The 13,950-nt window shown below is 69.4% G+C and carries 13 protein-coding genes and 2 tRNA genes; 12 read left to right on the top strand and 3 right to left on the bottom strand.

From position 1 onward, the window contains the following. Positions 1-115 precede the first annotated feature (115 nt). The 12 genes from CQ393_RS17700 (at position 116) to CQ393_RS17645 (ending at position 12,165) form a co-directional block, all read left to right on the top strand. Positions 116-673, top strand: a complete 558-nt coding sequence (locus CQ393_RS17700; protein ID WP_153193603.1) for a hypothetical protein — start codon at positions 116-118, stop codon at positions 671-673. A gap of 307 nt (positions 674-980) precedes the next feature. Continuing rightward, the gene (locus CQ393_RS17695) at positions 981-1,988 is read left to right on the top strand and encodes an N-acetylornithine carbamoyltransferase (protein ID WP_153193601.1); all 1,008 of its coding nucleotides are present in this window, start codon (positions 981-983) and stop codon (positions 1,986-1,988) included. 70 nt (positions 1,989-2,058) lie between these two features. After that, a complete protein-coding gene (locus tag CQ393_RS17690; RefSeq protein WP_153193599.1) occupies positions 2,059-3,267 on the top strand; it encodes an argininosuccinate synthase in 1,209 nt (402 codons plus the stop codon). Between the two features lie 10 nt (positions 3,268-3,277). After that, the gene (locus CQ393_RS17685) at positions 3,278-3,697 is read left to right on the top strand and encodes a GNAT family N-acetyltransferase (protein WP_153193597.1); all 420 of its coding nucleotides are present in this window, start codon (positions 3,278-3,280) and stop codon (positions 3,695-3,697) included. 43 nt (positions 3,698-3,740) lie between these two features. Further along, on the top strand, positions 3,741-4,838 hold the full coding sequence (locus CQ393_RS17680) for an acetylornithine deacetylase (RefSeq protein ID WP_153193595.1): 1,098 nt from the start codon (positions 3,741-3,743) through the stop codon (positions 4,836-4,838). Between the two features lie 40 nt (positions 4,839-4,878). After that, entirely contained in the window at positions 4,879-6,195 is a 1,317-nt protein-coding gene (locus tag CQ393_RS17675; protein WP_153193593.1) for an acetylglutamate kinase, read from the top strand. A 16-nt stretch (positions 6,196-6,211) separates the two neighbouring features. After that, complete coding sequence (locus tag CQ393_RS17670; protein ID WP_153193605.1) at positions 6,212-6,811, top strand: GNAT family protein; 600 nt, start codon at positions 6,212-6,214, stop codon at positions 6,809-6,811. Next, positions 6,808-7,761, top strand: a complete 954-nt coding sequence (argC, locus tag CQ393_RS17665; protein WP_153193591.1) for an N-acetyl-gamma-glutamyl-phosphate reductase — start codon at positions 6,808-6,810, stop codon at positions 7,759-7,761. Before CQ393_RS17670 ends, argC begins: the two co-directional genes overlap by 4 nt. A 104-nt stretch (positions 7,762-7,865) precedes the next feature. Further along, positions 7,866-9,158, top strand: a complete 1,293-nt coding sequence (gene argH, locus CQ393_RS17660; protein ID WP_153193590.1) for an argininosuccinate lyase — start codon at positions 7,866-7,868, stop codon at positions 9,156-9,158. Positions 9,159-9,394: 236 nt separating this feature from the next. Next, the gene (locus tag CQ393_RS17655; protein ID WP_228114656.1) at positions 9,395-9,634 is read left to right on the top strand and encodes a YciI family protein; all 240 of its coding nucleotides are present in this window, start codon (positions 9,395-9,397) and stop codon (positions 9,632-9,634) included. A gap of 4 nt (positions 9,635-9,638) precedes the next feature. Beyond that, the gene (proB, locus tag CQ393_RS17650) at positions 9,639-10,790 is read left to right on the top strand and encodes a glutamate 5-kinase (protein ID WP_153193586.1); all 1,152 of its coding nucleotides are present in this window, start codon (positions 9,639-9,641) and stop codon (positions 10,788-10,790) included. A gap of 127 nt (positions 10,791-10,917) precedes the next feature. Further along, positions 10,918-12,165: a glutamate-5-semialdehyde dehydrogenase gene (locus CQ393_RS17645; RefSeq protein WP_153193584.1), complete on the top strand. Its 1,248-nt coding sequence runs from the start codon at positions 10,918-10,920 to the stop codon at positions 12,163-12,165. 81 nt (positions 12,166-12,246) lie between these two features. Here the strand turns inward: CQ393_RS17645 and CQ393_RS17640 are convergent, their stop codons facing one another. The 3 genes from CQ393_RS17640 to CQ393_RS17630 all read right to left on the bottom strand — a co-directional run bounded on the left by CQ393_RS17640 (position 12,247) and on the right by CQ393_RS17630 (position 13,950). After that, entirely contained in the window at positions 12,247-13,461 is a 1,215-nt protein-coding gene (locus CQ393_RS17640; protein WP_153193582.1) for an MFS transporter, read from the bottom strand. Positions 13,462-13,624: 163 nt separating this feature from the next. Then, positions 13,625-13,701, bottom strand: a tRNA-Pro gene (locus CQ393_RS17635). Between the two features lie 172 nt (positions 13,702-13,873). Further along, positions 13,874-13,950, bottom strand: a tRNA-Pro gene (locus CQ393_RS17630).

Below are 13,950 nucleotides of genomic sequence, written 5' to 3'. Positions count from 1 at the left end.
CGGGCACGCCCGGGCTGGGCAGCGGGACGGCGGACGGGTAATGTTCAGCCTCCGTCCCTCGTGCTGCCTACACTATATCGGTGGTTATCCGTCGCCCATTCCCGTTGAAGTGCCGATGAAGCGTGCTCCCGTGCCGCTGTGCGTGGCCTGCCTGCTGGCCGTTTCCGCCGCGCCGGCGGGCGCGCAGCAGAATCCCGATCTGCGCAACCGCGTGGCCGTCGTGGAGAACGTGCGCTACGACTACGCGCAGGTGCTCAACGTCGAGCCGGTGTTCCAGACCCTGCGCGCGACCCGCACCGAAGAGCACTGCGAGCCGGTGTCCACGCTCACCCTGGCGCCGGTGGAGGTCAAGGGCGAGGAGGAGAAGGGCGGCTTCCGCCGCTTCTGGGATTCGGTGAAGGGCATCTTCAGCCACCAGGGCGGCGAGGAGGACGCGGCGGACATGGAGCGGCGACGGAGCAGCGGCAACGCGGCGATGCTCACGCCCGAATGCCGCATCGTCGAGGTCGGGCGCGAATTCCGCCGGCCCATCGCCTACGACGTGGATTACGTCTACAAGGGCGTCAAGTTCCGCTCGCGCCTGCCCGAAGACCCGGGCAACCGGCTGAAGCTGCGGGTGTCGATCACCCCGGAAGTGGGCAGCGGCCCGGAGCCGGGACCGGCCGATCCGTGATGTTGCATCGCGACACTTGCGTGGTGCCGGGACGCATGCGACCATGCGCGACGATGAAGGCGAACAGCTTCCAGCACGAAACCAGCACCGCCCGGATGGCCTCCGGCATGACGTCCCGTGCCCGCCGACCGGAATCCCACATAGTCGCTGGGTAAGCCGGAGCTTCGTGTTGTCTGTTCGGAAAACCCAGCCCAGGCTGGGTTTTTTCGTTTCTGTTCGGCGAAAGTTTCAACCGCAATGAGTCGCGCATCCGCGCATCCTGCCGCCGGCAACGGTGGCCCCCCTGCAGCAGAGGATGGATCGATCGATGTCTGTGAAGCACTTCTTGAACACCCAGGACTGGAGCCGCGACGAACTCGACGCGCTGCTGACCCAGGCCGCGCTGTTCAAGCGCAACAAGCTGGGCGATGACCTCAAGGGCCGGTCCATCGCGCTGGTGTTCTTCAATCCCTCCATGCGCACCCGCACCAGCTTCGAACTGGGCGCCTTCCAGCTCGGCGGCCACGCCATCGTGCTGCAGCCGGGCAAGGACGCATGGCCGATCGAGTTCGACCTGGGCACGGTGATGGATGGCGACACCGAGGAGCACATCGCCGAGGTGGCGAAGGTGCTGGGCCGCTACGTGGACCTGATCGGCGTGCGCGCCTTCCCGAAGTTCGTGGACTGGCAGTACGACCGCCAGGACATCGTGCTCAAGGCGTTCGCGAAGTACTCGCCGGTGCCGGTCATCAACATGGAGACCATCACCCATCCCTGCCAGGAGCTGGCGCATGCGCTGGCGCTGCAGGAACACTTCGGCACCAGCGACCTGCGCGGCAAGAAATACGTGCTGACCTGGACCTACCATCCCAAGCCGCTGAACACCGCCGTGGCGAACTCGGCGCTGACCATCGCCACCCGCCTGGGCATGGACGTGACCCTGCTGTGCCCGGACGAGCAGTACATCCTCGACGAGCGCTACATGGGCTGGGCGCGGCAGAACGTGGCCGAGAGCGGCGGTTCGCTGGCCGTCAGCCACGACATCGAAAGCGCCTACCGCGGCGCCGACGTGGTCTACGCCAAGAGCTGGGGCGCGCTGCCGTACTTCGGCAACTGGGCGCCGGAAAAACCCATCCGCGACCAGTACAAGCACTTCATCGTCGACGAGGCCAAGATGGCGCTGACCAACAACGGCGTGTTCTCGCACTGCCTGCCGCTGCGCCGCAACGTCAAGGCCACCGACGCGGTGATGGATTCGCCGCAGTGCATCGCCATCGACGAGGCCGAGAACCGGTTGCACGTGCAGAAGGCGATCATGGCCGCGCTGGTCCGCTGATTCCCCCGTCGTTTCCCTTTCCCCCGAATCCACAACGGCGGCCGCCGTGCCGTCCAACGAGACCCCGCACATGACCACCCCCAACGACTCCCGCGACATCGTCCTGGCCTTCTCCGGCGGCCTGGACACCAGCTTCTGCGTGCCCTACCTGCAGGAGCGCGGCTGGAACGTGCATACCGTGTTCGCCGACACCGGCGGCGTGGATGCCGAGGAGCGCGAGACCATCGAGAAGCGCGCCGCCGAGCTGGGCGTGGCCTCGCACGTCACCGTCGACGGCGGCCCGGCGATCTGGGCGGGCTTCGTCAAGCCGTTCGTGTGGGCCGGCGAGGGCTACCAGGGCCAGTACCCGCTGCTGGTGTCCGACCGCTACCTGATCGTCGACGCCGCGCTCAGACGCGCCGCCGAACTGGGCACCAACGCCATCGCCCACGGCTGCACCGGCATGGGCAACGACCAGGTACGCTTCGACCTGGCGGTGAAGGCGCAGGGCGACTACCGCATCCTCGCGCCGATCCGCGAGATCCAGAAGGAACACACCCAGACCCGCGCCTACGAGCAGGCCTACCTGGAAGAACGCGGCTTCGGCGTGCGTGCCAAGCAGAAGGCCTACACCATCAACGAGAACCTGCTGGGCGTGACCATGTCCGGCGGCGAGATCGACAAGTGGGAAGCCCCGGGCGAGGGCGCGCGCGGCTGGTGCGCGCCGCGCAGCGCGTGGCCGATCGAGCCGCTGACCGTGACCCTGAAGTTCGTCGAGGGCGAGGCGGTGGAACTGGACGGCAAGGCGCTGCCGGGCGAGCAGATCCTGGGCAAGCTCAACAAGCTGTTCGCCCCGTACGGCGTCGGCCGCGGCGTGTACACCGGCGACACCGTGATCGGCCTGAAGGGCCGCATCGTGTTCGAGGCGCCGGGCCTGACCGCGCTGCTGGCCGCGCACCGCGCGCTTGAGGACGCGGTGCTGACCAAGCAGCAGAACCGCTTCAAGCCGGACGTGGCGCGCAAGTGGGTGGAACTGGTCTACGAAGGCTTCTACCACGACCCGCTGAAGACCGACTTGGAAGCCTTCCTGCAATCCTCGCAGGGCAAGGTCAACGGCGAGGTAGTGCTGGAGACCCGCGGCGCGCGCGTCGATGCGGTGGCGGTGAAGTCCCCGCACATCCTCAACGCCAAGGGCGCGACCTATGCGCAGTCGGCGGATTGGGGCGTGGAGGAAGCCGAGGGCTTCATCAAGCTGTTCGGCATGAGCTCCACGCTGTACGCGCAGGTCAACAACAGCTGAGGGCGATGGCATGGGCGGGCTGCGCGTCAATACGGACAGGGGCGAACTCGACGTTCCCCTGATCCATCGCTTCCTCTCGACCGGGGCCTACTGGAGCCCCGGCGTCGCGAGGGAAACGGTGGAGCGTGCGATCGCCGGCTCGCTGTGCTTCGGCGGCTATCTCGACGGCACGGGGCAGGTGGCGTTCGCGCGGGTCATCACCGACGCGGCCACGTTCGCCTACCTGGCCGACGTATTCGTCCTGCCGGAGCATCGCGGCCGCGGTCATTCCCGGCAGCTGATGGACGCGATCGTGGCCCATCCGCAACTGCAGGGGCTGCGCCGTTTCATGCTCGCGACCCTGGACGCGCATGGCCTGTATGCGCACTACGGTTTCGTGCCCGTCGCCCGGCCCGAGCGGCTGATGGAAATCGTCGCCCCGATTCCCTGACCGGCGCGGATACCGCCGGCCCGAACCTTACTCACGCATCCCGATGACCGAACTCCTCGACAACACCCTGGCGCACCTGGAAAAACTGGTGTCCTTCGACACCCGCAATCCCCCGCGCGCGATCACCACCGGCGGCATCTTCGATTACCTGCGCGCCAACCTGCCGGGCTTCGAGGTCGAGGTGATCGACCACGGCGCCGGCGCGGTCAGCCTGTACGCGGTGCGCGGCACGCCGAAGTACCTGTTCAACGTGCACCTGGACACGGTGCCCGATTCGCCGCACTGGAGCGCCGATCCGCACGTGATGCGGCGGCTGGACGACCGCGTGGTCGGCCTCGGCGTGTGCGACATCAAGGGCGCCGCCGCGGCGCTGGTGGCCGCGGCCAATGCCTGCGACGGCGATGCGGCCTTCCTGTTCTCCTCGGACGAGGAGGCCAACGACCCGCGCTGCATCGCGGCGTTCCTCGCCCGCGGCATTCCGTATGAAGCGGTGCTGGTCGCGGAGCCGACCATGAGCGAGGCGGTGCTGGCGCACCGCGGCATCAGCTCGGTGCTGATGAAGTTCAGCGGCCGCGCCGGACATGCTTCGGGCAAGCAGGATGCGGCGGCCAGCGCCCTGCACCAGGCGATGCGCTGGGGCGGCCGCGCGCTGGACCATGTCCAGTCGCTGGCGCATGCGCGCTTCGGCGGGTTGACCGGGCTGCGCTTCAACATCGGCCGGGTCGAAGGCGGCATCAAGGCCAACATGATCGCGCCCGAGGCCGAGCTGCGTTTCGGTTTCCGCCCGCTGCCGTCGATGGACATCGACCAGCTGCTGGCGACCTTCGCCGGTTTCGCCGAGCCGGCCGCCGCGCATTTCGAGGAAACCTTCCGCGGCCCGAGCCTGCCGTCCGGCGACATCGCCCGCGCCGAGGAGCGCCGCCTGGCCGCGCGCGACATCGCCGACGAGCTGGGCCTGCCGATCGGCAACGCGGTCGATTTCTGGACCGAGGCCTCGCTGTTCTCCGCCGCCGGCTACACCACGATGGTCTACGGCCCCGGCGACATCGCCCAGGCCCATACCGCCGACGAGTTCGTGACGCTGGAGCAGCTGCAGCGCTACGCCGGCTCGGTCCTGAAGATCCTGCAGCGCGGCGCCTGACCGCCGCGTTCCACCCCCTACGACAGACGAATCCCACGCCATGCAACCCCACCGCCAGACCCGCCAGACCATCGTGCGCCTGCTTTCGAGCATGGCCAGCGCGAAGGAGATCAGCCAGTACCTCAAGCGCTTCTCGCAGCTGGACGCCAAACGCTTCGCCGTGGTCAAGGTCGGCGGCGCGGTGCTGCGCGACGACCTGGACGCGCTGACCTCCTCGCTGTCGTTCCTGCAGGAAGTCGGCCTGACCCCGATCGTGCTGCACGGCGCCGGCCCGCAGCTGGACGCCGAACTGTCGGCGGCCGGCATCGAGAAGCGCACCGTCAATGGCCTGCGCGTGACCACGCCCGAGGCGCTGGCGATCGTGCGCAGGGTGTTCCAGCAATCCAACCTGCAACTGGTCGAGGCGCTGCAGCAGAACGGCGCGCGCGCCACCTCGATCACCGGCGGCGTGTTCGAGGCCGAGTACCTGGACCGCGACACCTACGGCCTGGTCGGCGAGGTGAAGCGGGTCAACCTGGCGCCGATCGAGGCCAGCCTGCGCGCCGGTTCGATCCCGGTCATCACCTCGCTGGGCGAAACCCCGAGCGGGCAGATCCTCAACGTCAACGCCGATTTCGCAGCCAACGAACTGGTGCAGGAACTGCAGCCGTACAAGATCATCTTCCTCACCGGCACCGGCGGCCTGCTCGATGCCGAGGGCCGGCTGATCGACTCGATCAACCTGTCCACCGAGTACGAGCACCTGATCCAGCAGCCGTGGCTGCACGGCGGCATGAAGGTCAAGATCGAACAGATCAAGGACCTGCTGGACCGGCTGCCGGAGGAATCCTCGGTATCGATCACGCGCCCGGCCGACCTGGCCAAGGAACTGTTCACCCACAAGGGTTCGGGCACGCTGGTGCGCCGCGGCGAGAAGGTGCTCAAGGCGACCTCGTGGGAGCAGCTGGACACCGCGCGGCTGAAGAAGCTGATCGAGTCCAGTTTCGGCCGCACCCTGGTGCCGGACTACTTCGAGAAGACGAAGCTGCTGCGCGCCTACGTCAGCGAGAACTACCGCACCGCGGTGATCCTCACCGACGAGGCCGAGGGCGTGTACCTGGACAAGTTCGCCGTGCTCGACGACGCGCAGGGCGAAGGCCTGGGGCGCGCAGTATGGAACGTGATGCTGGAGGAAACCCCACAGCTGTTCTGGCGCTCGCGCAACGGCAACCCGGTCAACCACTTCTACTACGCCGAGTCCGACGGCTGCTACAAGCTCGACCACTGGAAGGTGTTCTGGTTCGGCGCCAGCGACTTCGACCGCATCCGCGGTTTCGTCGAGCATTGTGGCAGGCGCACCGCCAGCCTGCAGGGATGAGGCCATGAACGAGCCGATGGCCAACGCCCGCTGGAACACCGTGCCGGACCTGCGCGGCGCGCATGTCGCGCTGGAACCGCTGCGCCTGGAGCATGTGCCCGCGCTGCGGGGGGCGCTGGGCGAGGGCGAGCTGTCGCGCCTGTGGTACGCCAACGTGCCGGCGCCGGACGCGGTGGAACGCTACGTCGCCGCGGCGCTGGACGCGCAGGCGCGGGGCGATGCGCTGCCGTTCGTGGTCAGGGACGCCGGTGGCGAGGTGGTCGGCTGCACCCGCTATTACGCGCTGGACGCCGGCATGCCGCGCCTGAACATCGGCTACACCTGGTACCACCGCCGCGTGCAGCGCACCGGCCTGAACACCGAGGCCAAGCTGCTGTTGCTGCGCCACGCCTTCGAGGCGATGAGTTGTATTGCCATTGGCTTCGAGACCAGCTGGTTCAACCATGCCTCGCGCGCGGCCATCGCCCGGCTCGGGGCGAAGCAGGACGGCGTGCTGCGCAACCACAAGCGCCACGCCGACGGCACGCCACGCGACACCGTGGTGTTCTCCATTCTCGACAGCGAGTGGCCGGCGGTACGCAGCCATCTGCAGTCCCTACTGGATTCGCATTCATGACCGACAGGAAATTCACCCTGGGCATCGTCGGTGCCCGCGGCCACACCGGCGCCGAACTGGTCAGGCTGGTCGCCGCGCATCCGCGCATCGAACTGGCCTTCGTTTCTTCGCGTGAACTGGACGGGCAGCGCGTGGCCGACCACAACGACGCCTACAGCGGCGAGCTGCGCTACGAGAGCCTCGACCCGCAGGCGGTGGCCGCCAAGGGCGCCGACGCGGTGATCCTGGCCCTGCCCAACGGCAAGGCGGAGGCCTTCGTCGCCGCACTGGATGCGGCCAGGCCCGACACGGTGATCGTGGATCTCTCGGCCGATTACCGTTTCGACACCACCTGGTACTACGGCCTGCCGGAACTGACCCGCGACACCTACGCCGGGCAGAAGCGCATCAGCAACCCGGGCTGCTACGCCACCGCCATGCAGCTGGCGATCGCGCCGCTGCTGCCGCAGCTGGCCGGGCCGCCGGCCTGTTTCGGCGTGTCCGGCTACTCCGGCGCGGGCACCACGCCCTCGGACAAGAACGACACCGAGCTGCTGCGCGACAACCTGATGCCGTACGCGCTGACCAACCACGTGCACGAGCGCGAGGTCTCCACGCGGCTCGGCGTGCCGGTGGAGTTCATGCCGCATGTCGCGCCGCATTTCCGCGGCATCACCATGACCGTGAACCTGTGGCTGCAGCAGCCGCTCCAGCGCGAGGCGGTGATGGCGCTGTACCGGCAGCGCTACGCCGGCGAGCCGCTGGTGGAGGTGGTGGACGAGGCGCCGTGGGTCAGCCGCATCGCCGGCCGCCATGGCGTGCAGATCGGCGGCTTCACCCTGGCGCCGGGCAACAAGCGCCTGGTGGTGGTGGCGACCCTGGACAACCTGCTCAAGGGCGCGGCGACGCAGGCGCTGCAGAACCTCAACCTCGCGCTGGGACTGCCCGAACTGACCGCGATCCCGCATTGACCCGCCTCCGGTAGGAGCGGCTTCAGCCGCGATGGGGACTTACTGGTAAAGCTCCATCGCGGCTGAAGCCGCTCCTACCGGAAAAACTATTCGAGAGACTTCCGATGACCAACCTGTTGTGGCAGAAACCCGGCGTCGCGGTGGACGCCAAGATCCAGGCCTTCCTCGCCGGCGACGACGTGATCCTGGACCGCGAGTTCTTCCTGCACGACATCCAGGCCAGCACCGCGCACGCCGAAGGCCTGCAGCACATCGGCATCCTGTCGGCCGACGAGCTGGCCGCGCTAAAGCGCGAACTGGCGCTGCTGGCCGAGGATTTCCGCAGCGGCGCCTTCGTGCTGGACGAGCAGTACGAGGATTGCCATTCGGCCATCGAGGCGCGCCTGACCGAGCGCCTGGGCGATGCCGGCCGCAAGATCCATACCGGCCGCAGCCGCAACGACCAGATCCTCGTGGCCACGCGCCTGTGGCTGAAGGAGAAGCTGGCGCGCGTGGCGCAGATCAGCCGCGAGGTGGCGAAGGTGGCGCTGGACCGCGCCGCCGCCGAGCAACAGCAGCCGCTGCCCGGCTATACCCACATCCAGCGCGCCGTGGTGTCCTCGGCGGGTATGTGGTGGGCGGGCTGGGCCGAGGCCTTCATCGACAACGCGGTGCGCGCGGCCGACACCCGCCGGCTGATCGACTGCAACCCGCTGGGCACCGCTGCCGGCTACGGCGTCAACCTGCCGCTGGACCGCGAGCACACCACGCAGGCGCTCGGGTTCGCGCGCATGCAGGTCAGCCCGGTCTACGCGCAGCTCTCGCGCGGCAAGTTCGAGCTGGCGGCGCTGGAAGCGCTCGGCGGCGCCACGCTGGACCTGCGCCGCATCGCCTGGGACCTGTCGTTGTTCACCACCGGCGAGTTCGCCTTCGTCGCGCTGCCGGCGCAGTACACCACCGGCAGCTCGATCATGCCCAACAAGCGCAACCCGGACGTGATCGAGCTGATGCGCGCCACCCACGCCAGCGTCGCCGCCGCGCGCACCGAGATCGAGCAGCTGCTGTCGCTGCCGTCCGGCTACCAGCGCGACCTGCAGAACTCCAAGGGCGCCATCGTGCACGGCTTCGGCCGCGGCCTGGCCGCACTGGAACTGCTGCCGGCGCTGCTGTCGAACCTCGACTGGCGCGACGACAACATCCGCGCCGCCATCGATTCGGGCATGTACGCCACCGACGTGGCGGTGGAAGCCGCCGTCGCCGGCGTGCCGTTCCGCGAGGCCTACAAGGCGGCGGCCGCGGCGGCGGACACGGCCGGGCAGGGGCGCACGCCGGAAGGCAGCCTTGCCGCGCGCGTGTCGCCGGGCGCGGCGGCCGACCTGCGCCTGGACGAACTGCAGGCGCGCTGGGCCGATCTGTAACGCGCAATACCTGCACAGGTCGAGGCCATGCGCCGACATGCGAAGCCGCAGGTGCGGGATATGCCCCGCACGAGCTTTCGCGATGAAGCGACATGCGGGGCAAGCCCCGCATCCACGCGCTGAACAGGAATCGCCGGTTGGTTGGAAACGAAAGCATCCCCCACATCTGCCGCGCGGCAGTGCAACATCGACGAGGCACTATGCCAACGGAGAACAACGTGAAGCTGTACCTGGTGATGGCCATGCGCAAACCGACGTTCGATGCCGGCGTGATCGAGCCGCACAAGGCCTTCCTCGACGCCCTGCGCGCGCAGGGGCGGCTGCACCTGACCGGCGGCTTCGGCGACGGCAGCGGCGGCGCCTACGTGCTGTGCAACGTCGACGACCTGGAGCAGGCGCGCGCCATCGTCGCCACCGATCCGCTGGCGCTGCAGGACTGCTCGGAGCTGAGCGTGCACGAATGGAACACCCGCTGAGCCGATGAACGACGCCGCGCCTTCGCCCTTCGCCGAGCAGACCCTGCCGCCATGGCGGCGCGCGGTGCTCAAGGTCGGCAGCAGCCTGCTGGCGGCCGATGGCGGCGGCCTGACCCCGCGCTTCGCGCTGGGGCTGGCACAGTTCGTCTCGGCCAACCTGCTGGCCGGCAGGGAGGTGGTGATCGTCTCGTCCGGCGCGGTCGCGGCCGGACGCGCCATCGTGCCCAGGGCGGCCGAGGCCGGCGCGGCCATCGCCGCGCGGCAGGCGCTGGCCGCGCTCGGGCAGGCGCAGCTGATCGCCCTGTGGCAGCGCTTCTTCGAGCGGCCGGTGGCGCAGGTGCTGCTCACCCACGACGACCTGCGCAACCGCCGCCGCTACCTCAACGCGCGCGCCACGCTCAACGAACTGCTGGCCCTGGGCGCATTGCCGGTGGTCAACGAGAACGACACGGTGTCGGTGGACGAGCTCAAGCTCGGCGACAACGACAACCTGGCGGCCATCGTCGCCGCGCTGGTCGATGCCGACGCGCTGTTCATCGCCACCGACATCGACGGGCTGTACACCGCCGACCCGCGCCGCGATCCGCAGGCGCGGCCGATCGAAGAAGTGCTCGAACTGACCGCCGAGGTGCTGGCGATGGCCGGCGGCAGCGGCAGCGCGGCCGGCACCGGCGGCATGCAGACCAAGCTGCAGGCCGCGGCCAAGGCCGGCGCCGCGGGCATCGACACCTACCTGTTCAACGGCCGCAGCGGCGAGGTGGTGCGCGGCCTGGCGCAGGGCCGGCTGCGCGGCACGCGGCTGCATGCCGGGCGCTCGCGCATCGCCGCGCGCAAGTACTGGCTGCGGCACGCGCCGGTCGAGCCGGGCGCGATCGTGGTCGACGCGGGCGCGGCGCGGGCGTTGCGCGAGAAGGGCGCCTCGCTGCTGCCCGGCGGCGTGACCGGCGCGGAGGGCGAGTTCCGCCGCGGCGACATGGTCGAGGTACGGGTGGACGGCGAGGGCGGCATGCAATGCGTGGCGCGCGGCATCAGCCAGTACTCGGCGGTGGACGTGCGCCGCATCGGCCGCCGCCACACCCGCGAGATCGAGACCCTCCTCGGCTACACCTACGGCGACAACGTGATCCACCGCGACGACCTGGTGCTGCTGCCCTGACCGCACGCACGTAGGAGCGGCTTCAGCCGAAGGGGCTTTACCGGCAAAGCCCCATCGCGGCTGAAGCCGCTCCTACCGGAAGGCAGGGCCAGCACGACAAATACCGCATCACCCGGGAGCTGCACGCATGACCAACATCAAGACCCTCGCCCTGCAGTGCCGCGATGCCGCGCAGGTGCTGGCGCGGCTTTCCAGCGCGGCGCGGCGCGACCTGCTGGCGTCGATGGCCGACGCGCTCGATGCCGACGCCGGCGCCATCCTCGCCGCCAACGCGCGCGACCTGCAGGCCGCGCGCGACAAGGGCGTGGGTGCGGCGATGCTCGATCGCCTTGCATTGGACCCGCAACGCCTGGCCGGCGTCGCCGACGCGCTGCGCGAGGTGGCCGCGCTGCCCGACCCGGTCGGCGAGGTGACCCGCGACTACACGCGCCCCAACGGCATCCGCGTGCAGAAGGTACGCGTGCCGCTGGGGGTGATCGCGATGATCTACGAGGCGCGCCCGAACGTGACCGCCGATGCCGCGGCGCTGTGCATCAAGGCCGGCAACGGGGTGATCCTGCGCGGCGGCTCGGAGGCGATCCACTCCAACACCGCGATCGCCGCCACGCTCAAGCGCGCCCTGCGTGAAGCCGGCATTCCCGACGCCGCGTTGACCCTGGTCGAGGACCTGCGCCGCGAGACCATGCTGGAACTGCTGCAGCTCAACGACATCGTCGACCTGGCGATCCCGCGCGGCGGCGAGGGCCTGATCCGTTTCGTCGCCGAGCACGCGCGGGTGCCGGTGATCAAGCATTACAAGGGCGTGTGCCACCTGTACGTGGACGACAGCGCCGACCTGCAGCTGGCGCTGGACCTGCTGATCGACGGCAAGGTCTCGCGCCCGGCAGCCTGCAATTCGCTGGAAACCCTGCTGGTGCACGCGGACATCGCGCCGCGTTTCCTGCCGATGGCCGCCGATGCGCTGCGCGCGCGCGGCGTCGAGCTGCGCGGCGACGCGGCCACGCAGGCGCTGGTGGCCGATGCGGTTGCCGCGGACGAGTCCGACTATGCCGCCGAATACCTGGACCTGATCCTGGCGGTGCGCGTGGTCGATTCGCTGGAGACCGCGATCGCCCACATCCAGCGCCATACCTCCGACCACACCGAGGTCATCGCCACCGGCGACGCCGCCCACGCCGAAGCCTTCGTGCACGCGCTGCGCTCGGCGGTGGTGATGGTCAACGCCTCGTCGCGTTTCTCCGACGGCGGCGAACTGGGGCTGGGCGCGGAGATCGGCATCTCCACCACGCGCCTGCATTCCTACGGGCCGATGGGGCTGGAAGCGCTCACCGTGGAGCGCTTCGTGGTGCGCGGCGAGGGGCAGGTGCGGGGCTAATGACCTCGCAGGAGCGCACCTTGGTGCGCGATGGGGCATTGCCGGGAAAACCCATCGCGCACCAAGGTGCGCTCCTACGGTTTACGCCCAATGGTCCTCGAGCTGCTGCGGCTTGCAGGCGAACCAGGCGGCGACGAGCAGGACCAGCGAGCACAGCATCAGGAAGGCGAACGACCACGCCCAGCCGCCGCTGAAACCGTGCAGCCAGCCGAACAGCGGCGGGCCGAGGCTGGCCAGGCTGTAGCCCACGCCCTGCATGAAGCCCGACAGCGCGGCCGAGCCGGCCGGGGTGCGCGTGCGCAGGTTGATCAGGGTCAGGCCCAGCGGGAAGGTCGACGGGCCCAGGCCGGCGACCACCGCCCACAGCCACGGCGCCTGCATCGGCGCCCACAGCAGGCCGGCGAAGGCGACGGCGTTCAGGCCGAACACCAGCATCGCGATCGGGAACGGATTGCGCATGCGCACCGCCAGCGCCGGCACCAGCAGCGAAGGCAGCAGGCCGATGGCCGAATACACCGCGACCATGACGCCGCCGAAGGCCTCGCTGGCGCCGGCCTCGACCATCACCTTCGGCAGCCAGGTGAACAGCGAATAGGTGCCCAGCGAGGTCATGCCGAACATCAGCGCCATGCCCCAGCCCAGCGAGGTCTTCCATACCCGCCCGGGCGCATGGGCGACGGCGTCGGTCGCGGCGGCCTGCGGCTGCGGCGCGCGCCGGGCCAGCATGATCCACGGCAGCAGCGCGGCCAGCGACAGCAGCGACCACATGCCCAGCGAGATGCGCCAGTCGAAACGGTCGGCCACCGGCACCGCGAGCAGCGCCGGGACCATCGTGCCGGCCTGCAGCACGGTGATGTAGAGCGTGCTCAGCGTGCCGACGCGGTCGGCGAAGTAGCGCTTGACCAGCGGCGGCACCACCACGTTGCCGATGCCCATGCCGGCCAGCGCGACCGCCGAACCCACCAGCAGCATGCCCACGCTGTCGGCGCTGGCGCGCAGCAGCAGCCCGGCGGTGGCCAGCAGCATGGTCAGCGCGGCGGTGCGTTCCAGCCCGAGCCAGCGGATCAGGCGCGGCGTGCTCAGGCCCAGCAGGGCGAACGCGGCGGTGGGCATCATGCCGAGCACGCCGGTCATGGTGCTGCCGAAATCGAACAGGTGGCCGAGGCGGTCCAGCAGCGGCGTCAGCGAGGTGACCGCGCTGCGCAGGTTGGCCGAGACCAGGATGATGGCGGCCAGGGCCAGCAGGCGTCCCTTGAACAGGGAAGCGCGGGCGGCCGTTGCGGCGGGATTGGACATTGCACGACTCCGGCGCGGACAGGGCGGGGAGGGATGCGTCGTCCGCGGAAACGAGGGCAACCGCCGGGAGCGGTTCCTGGTGTCGCCTGCCGGCGGCCGGACGGTATCCGGCGCGGCGGGCGAAAAAAACAAAAGCCGGCGCGGGGCCGGCTTTTGTCGAAACTGGTCGGGGAGACAGGATTCGAACCTGCGACCTCTACGTCCCGAACGTAGCGCTCTACCAGACTGAGCTACACCCCGAAGGAGCCGCCTATGATAGCGGCGGCAACACGGTCACGCAACTGTTTTTCATGGTCGCGGCGGCCGCCCGGCGCCGTGCGGCGGCCATGTCCCCGGCGCGGGCGTCCGCCGTGCCGGAAACGAAAAAGCCCGGCGGACGTTGCCGTCTGCCGGGCCTGGATGTTTCGACCTTTGGTCGGGGAGACAGGATTCGAACCTGCGACCTCTACGTCCCGAACGTAGCGCTCTACCAGACTGAGCTACACCCCG

It is taken from the genome of Stenotrophomonas sp. MYb238 (assembly GCF_009496535.1).
Taxonomy (GTDB): domain Bacteria; phylum Pseudomonadota; class Gammaproteobacteria; order Xanthomonadales; family Xanthomonadaceae; genus Stenotrophomonas.
The sequence above is the reverse complement of the archived record's forward strand: the minus strand, read 5'-3'. Positions and strand labels throughout refer to the sequence as shown.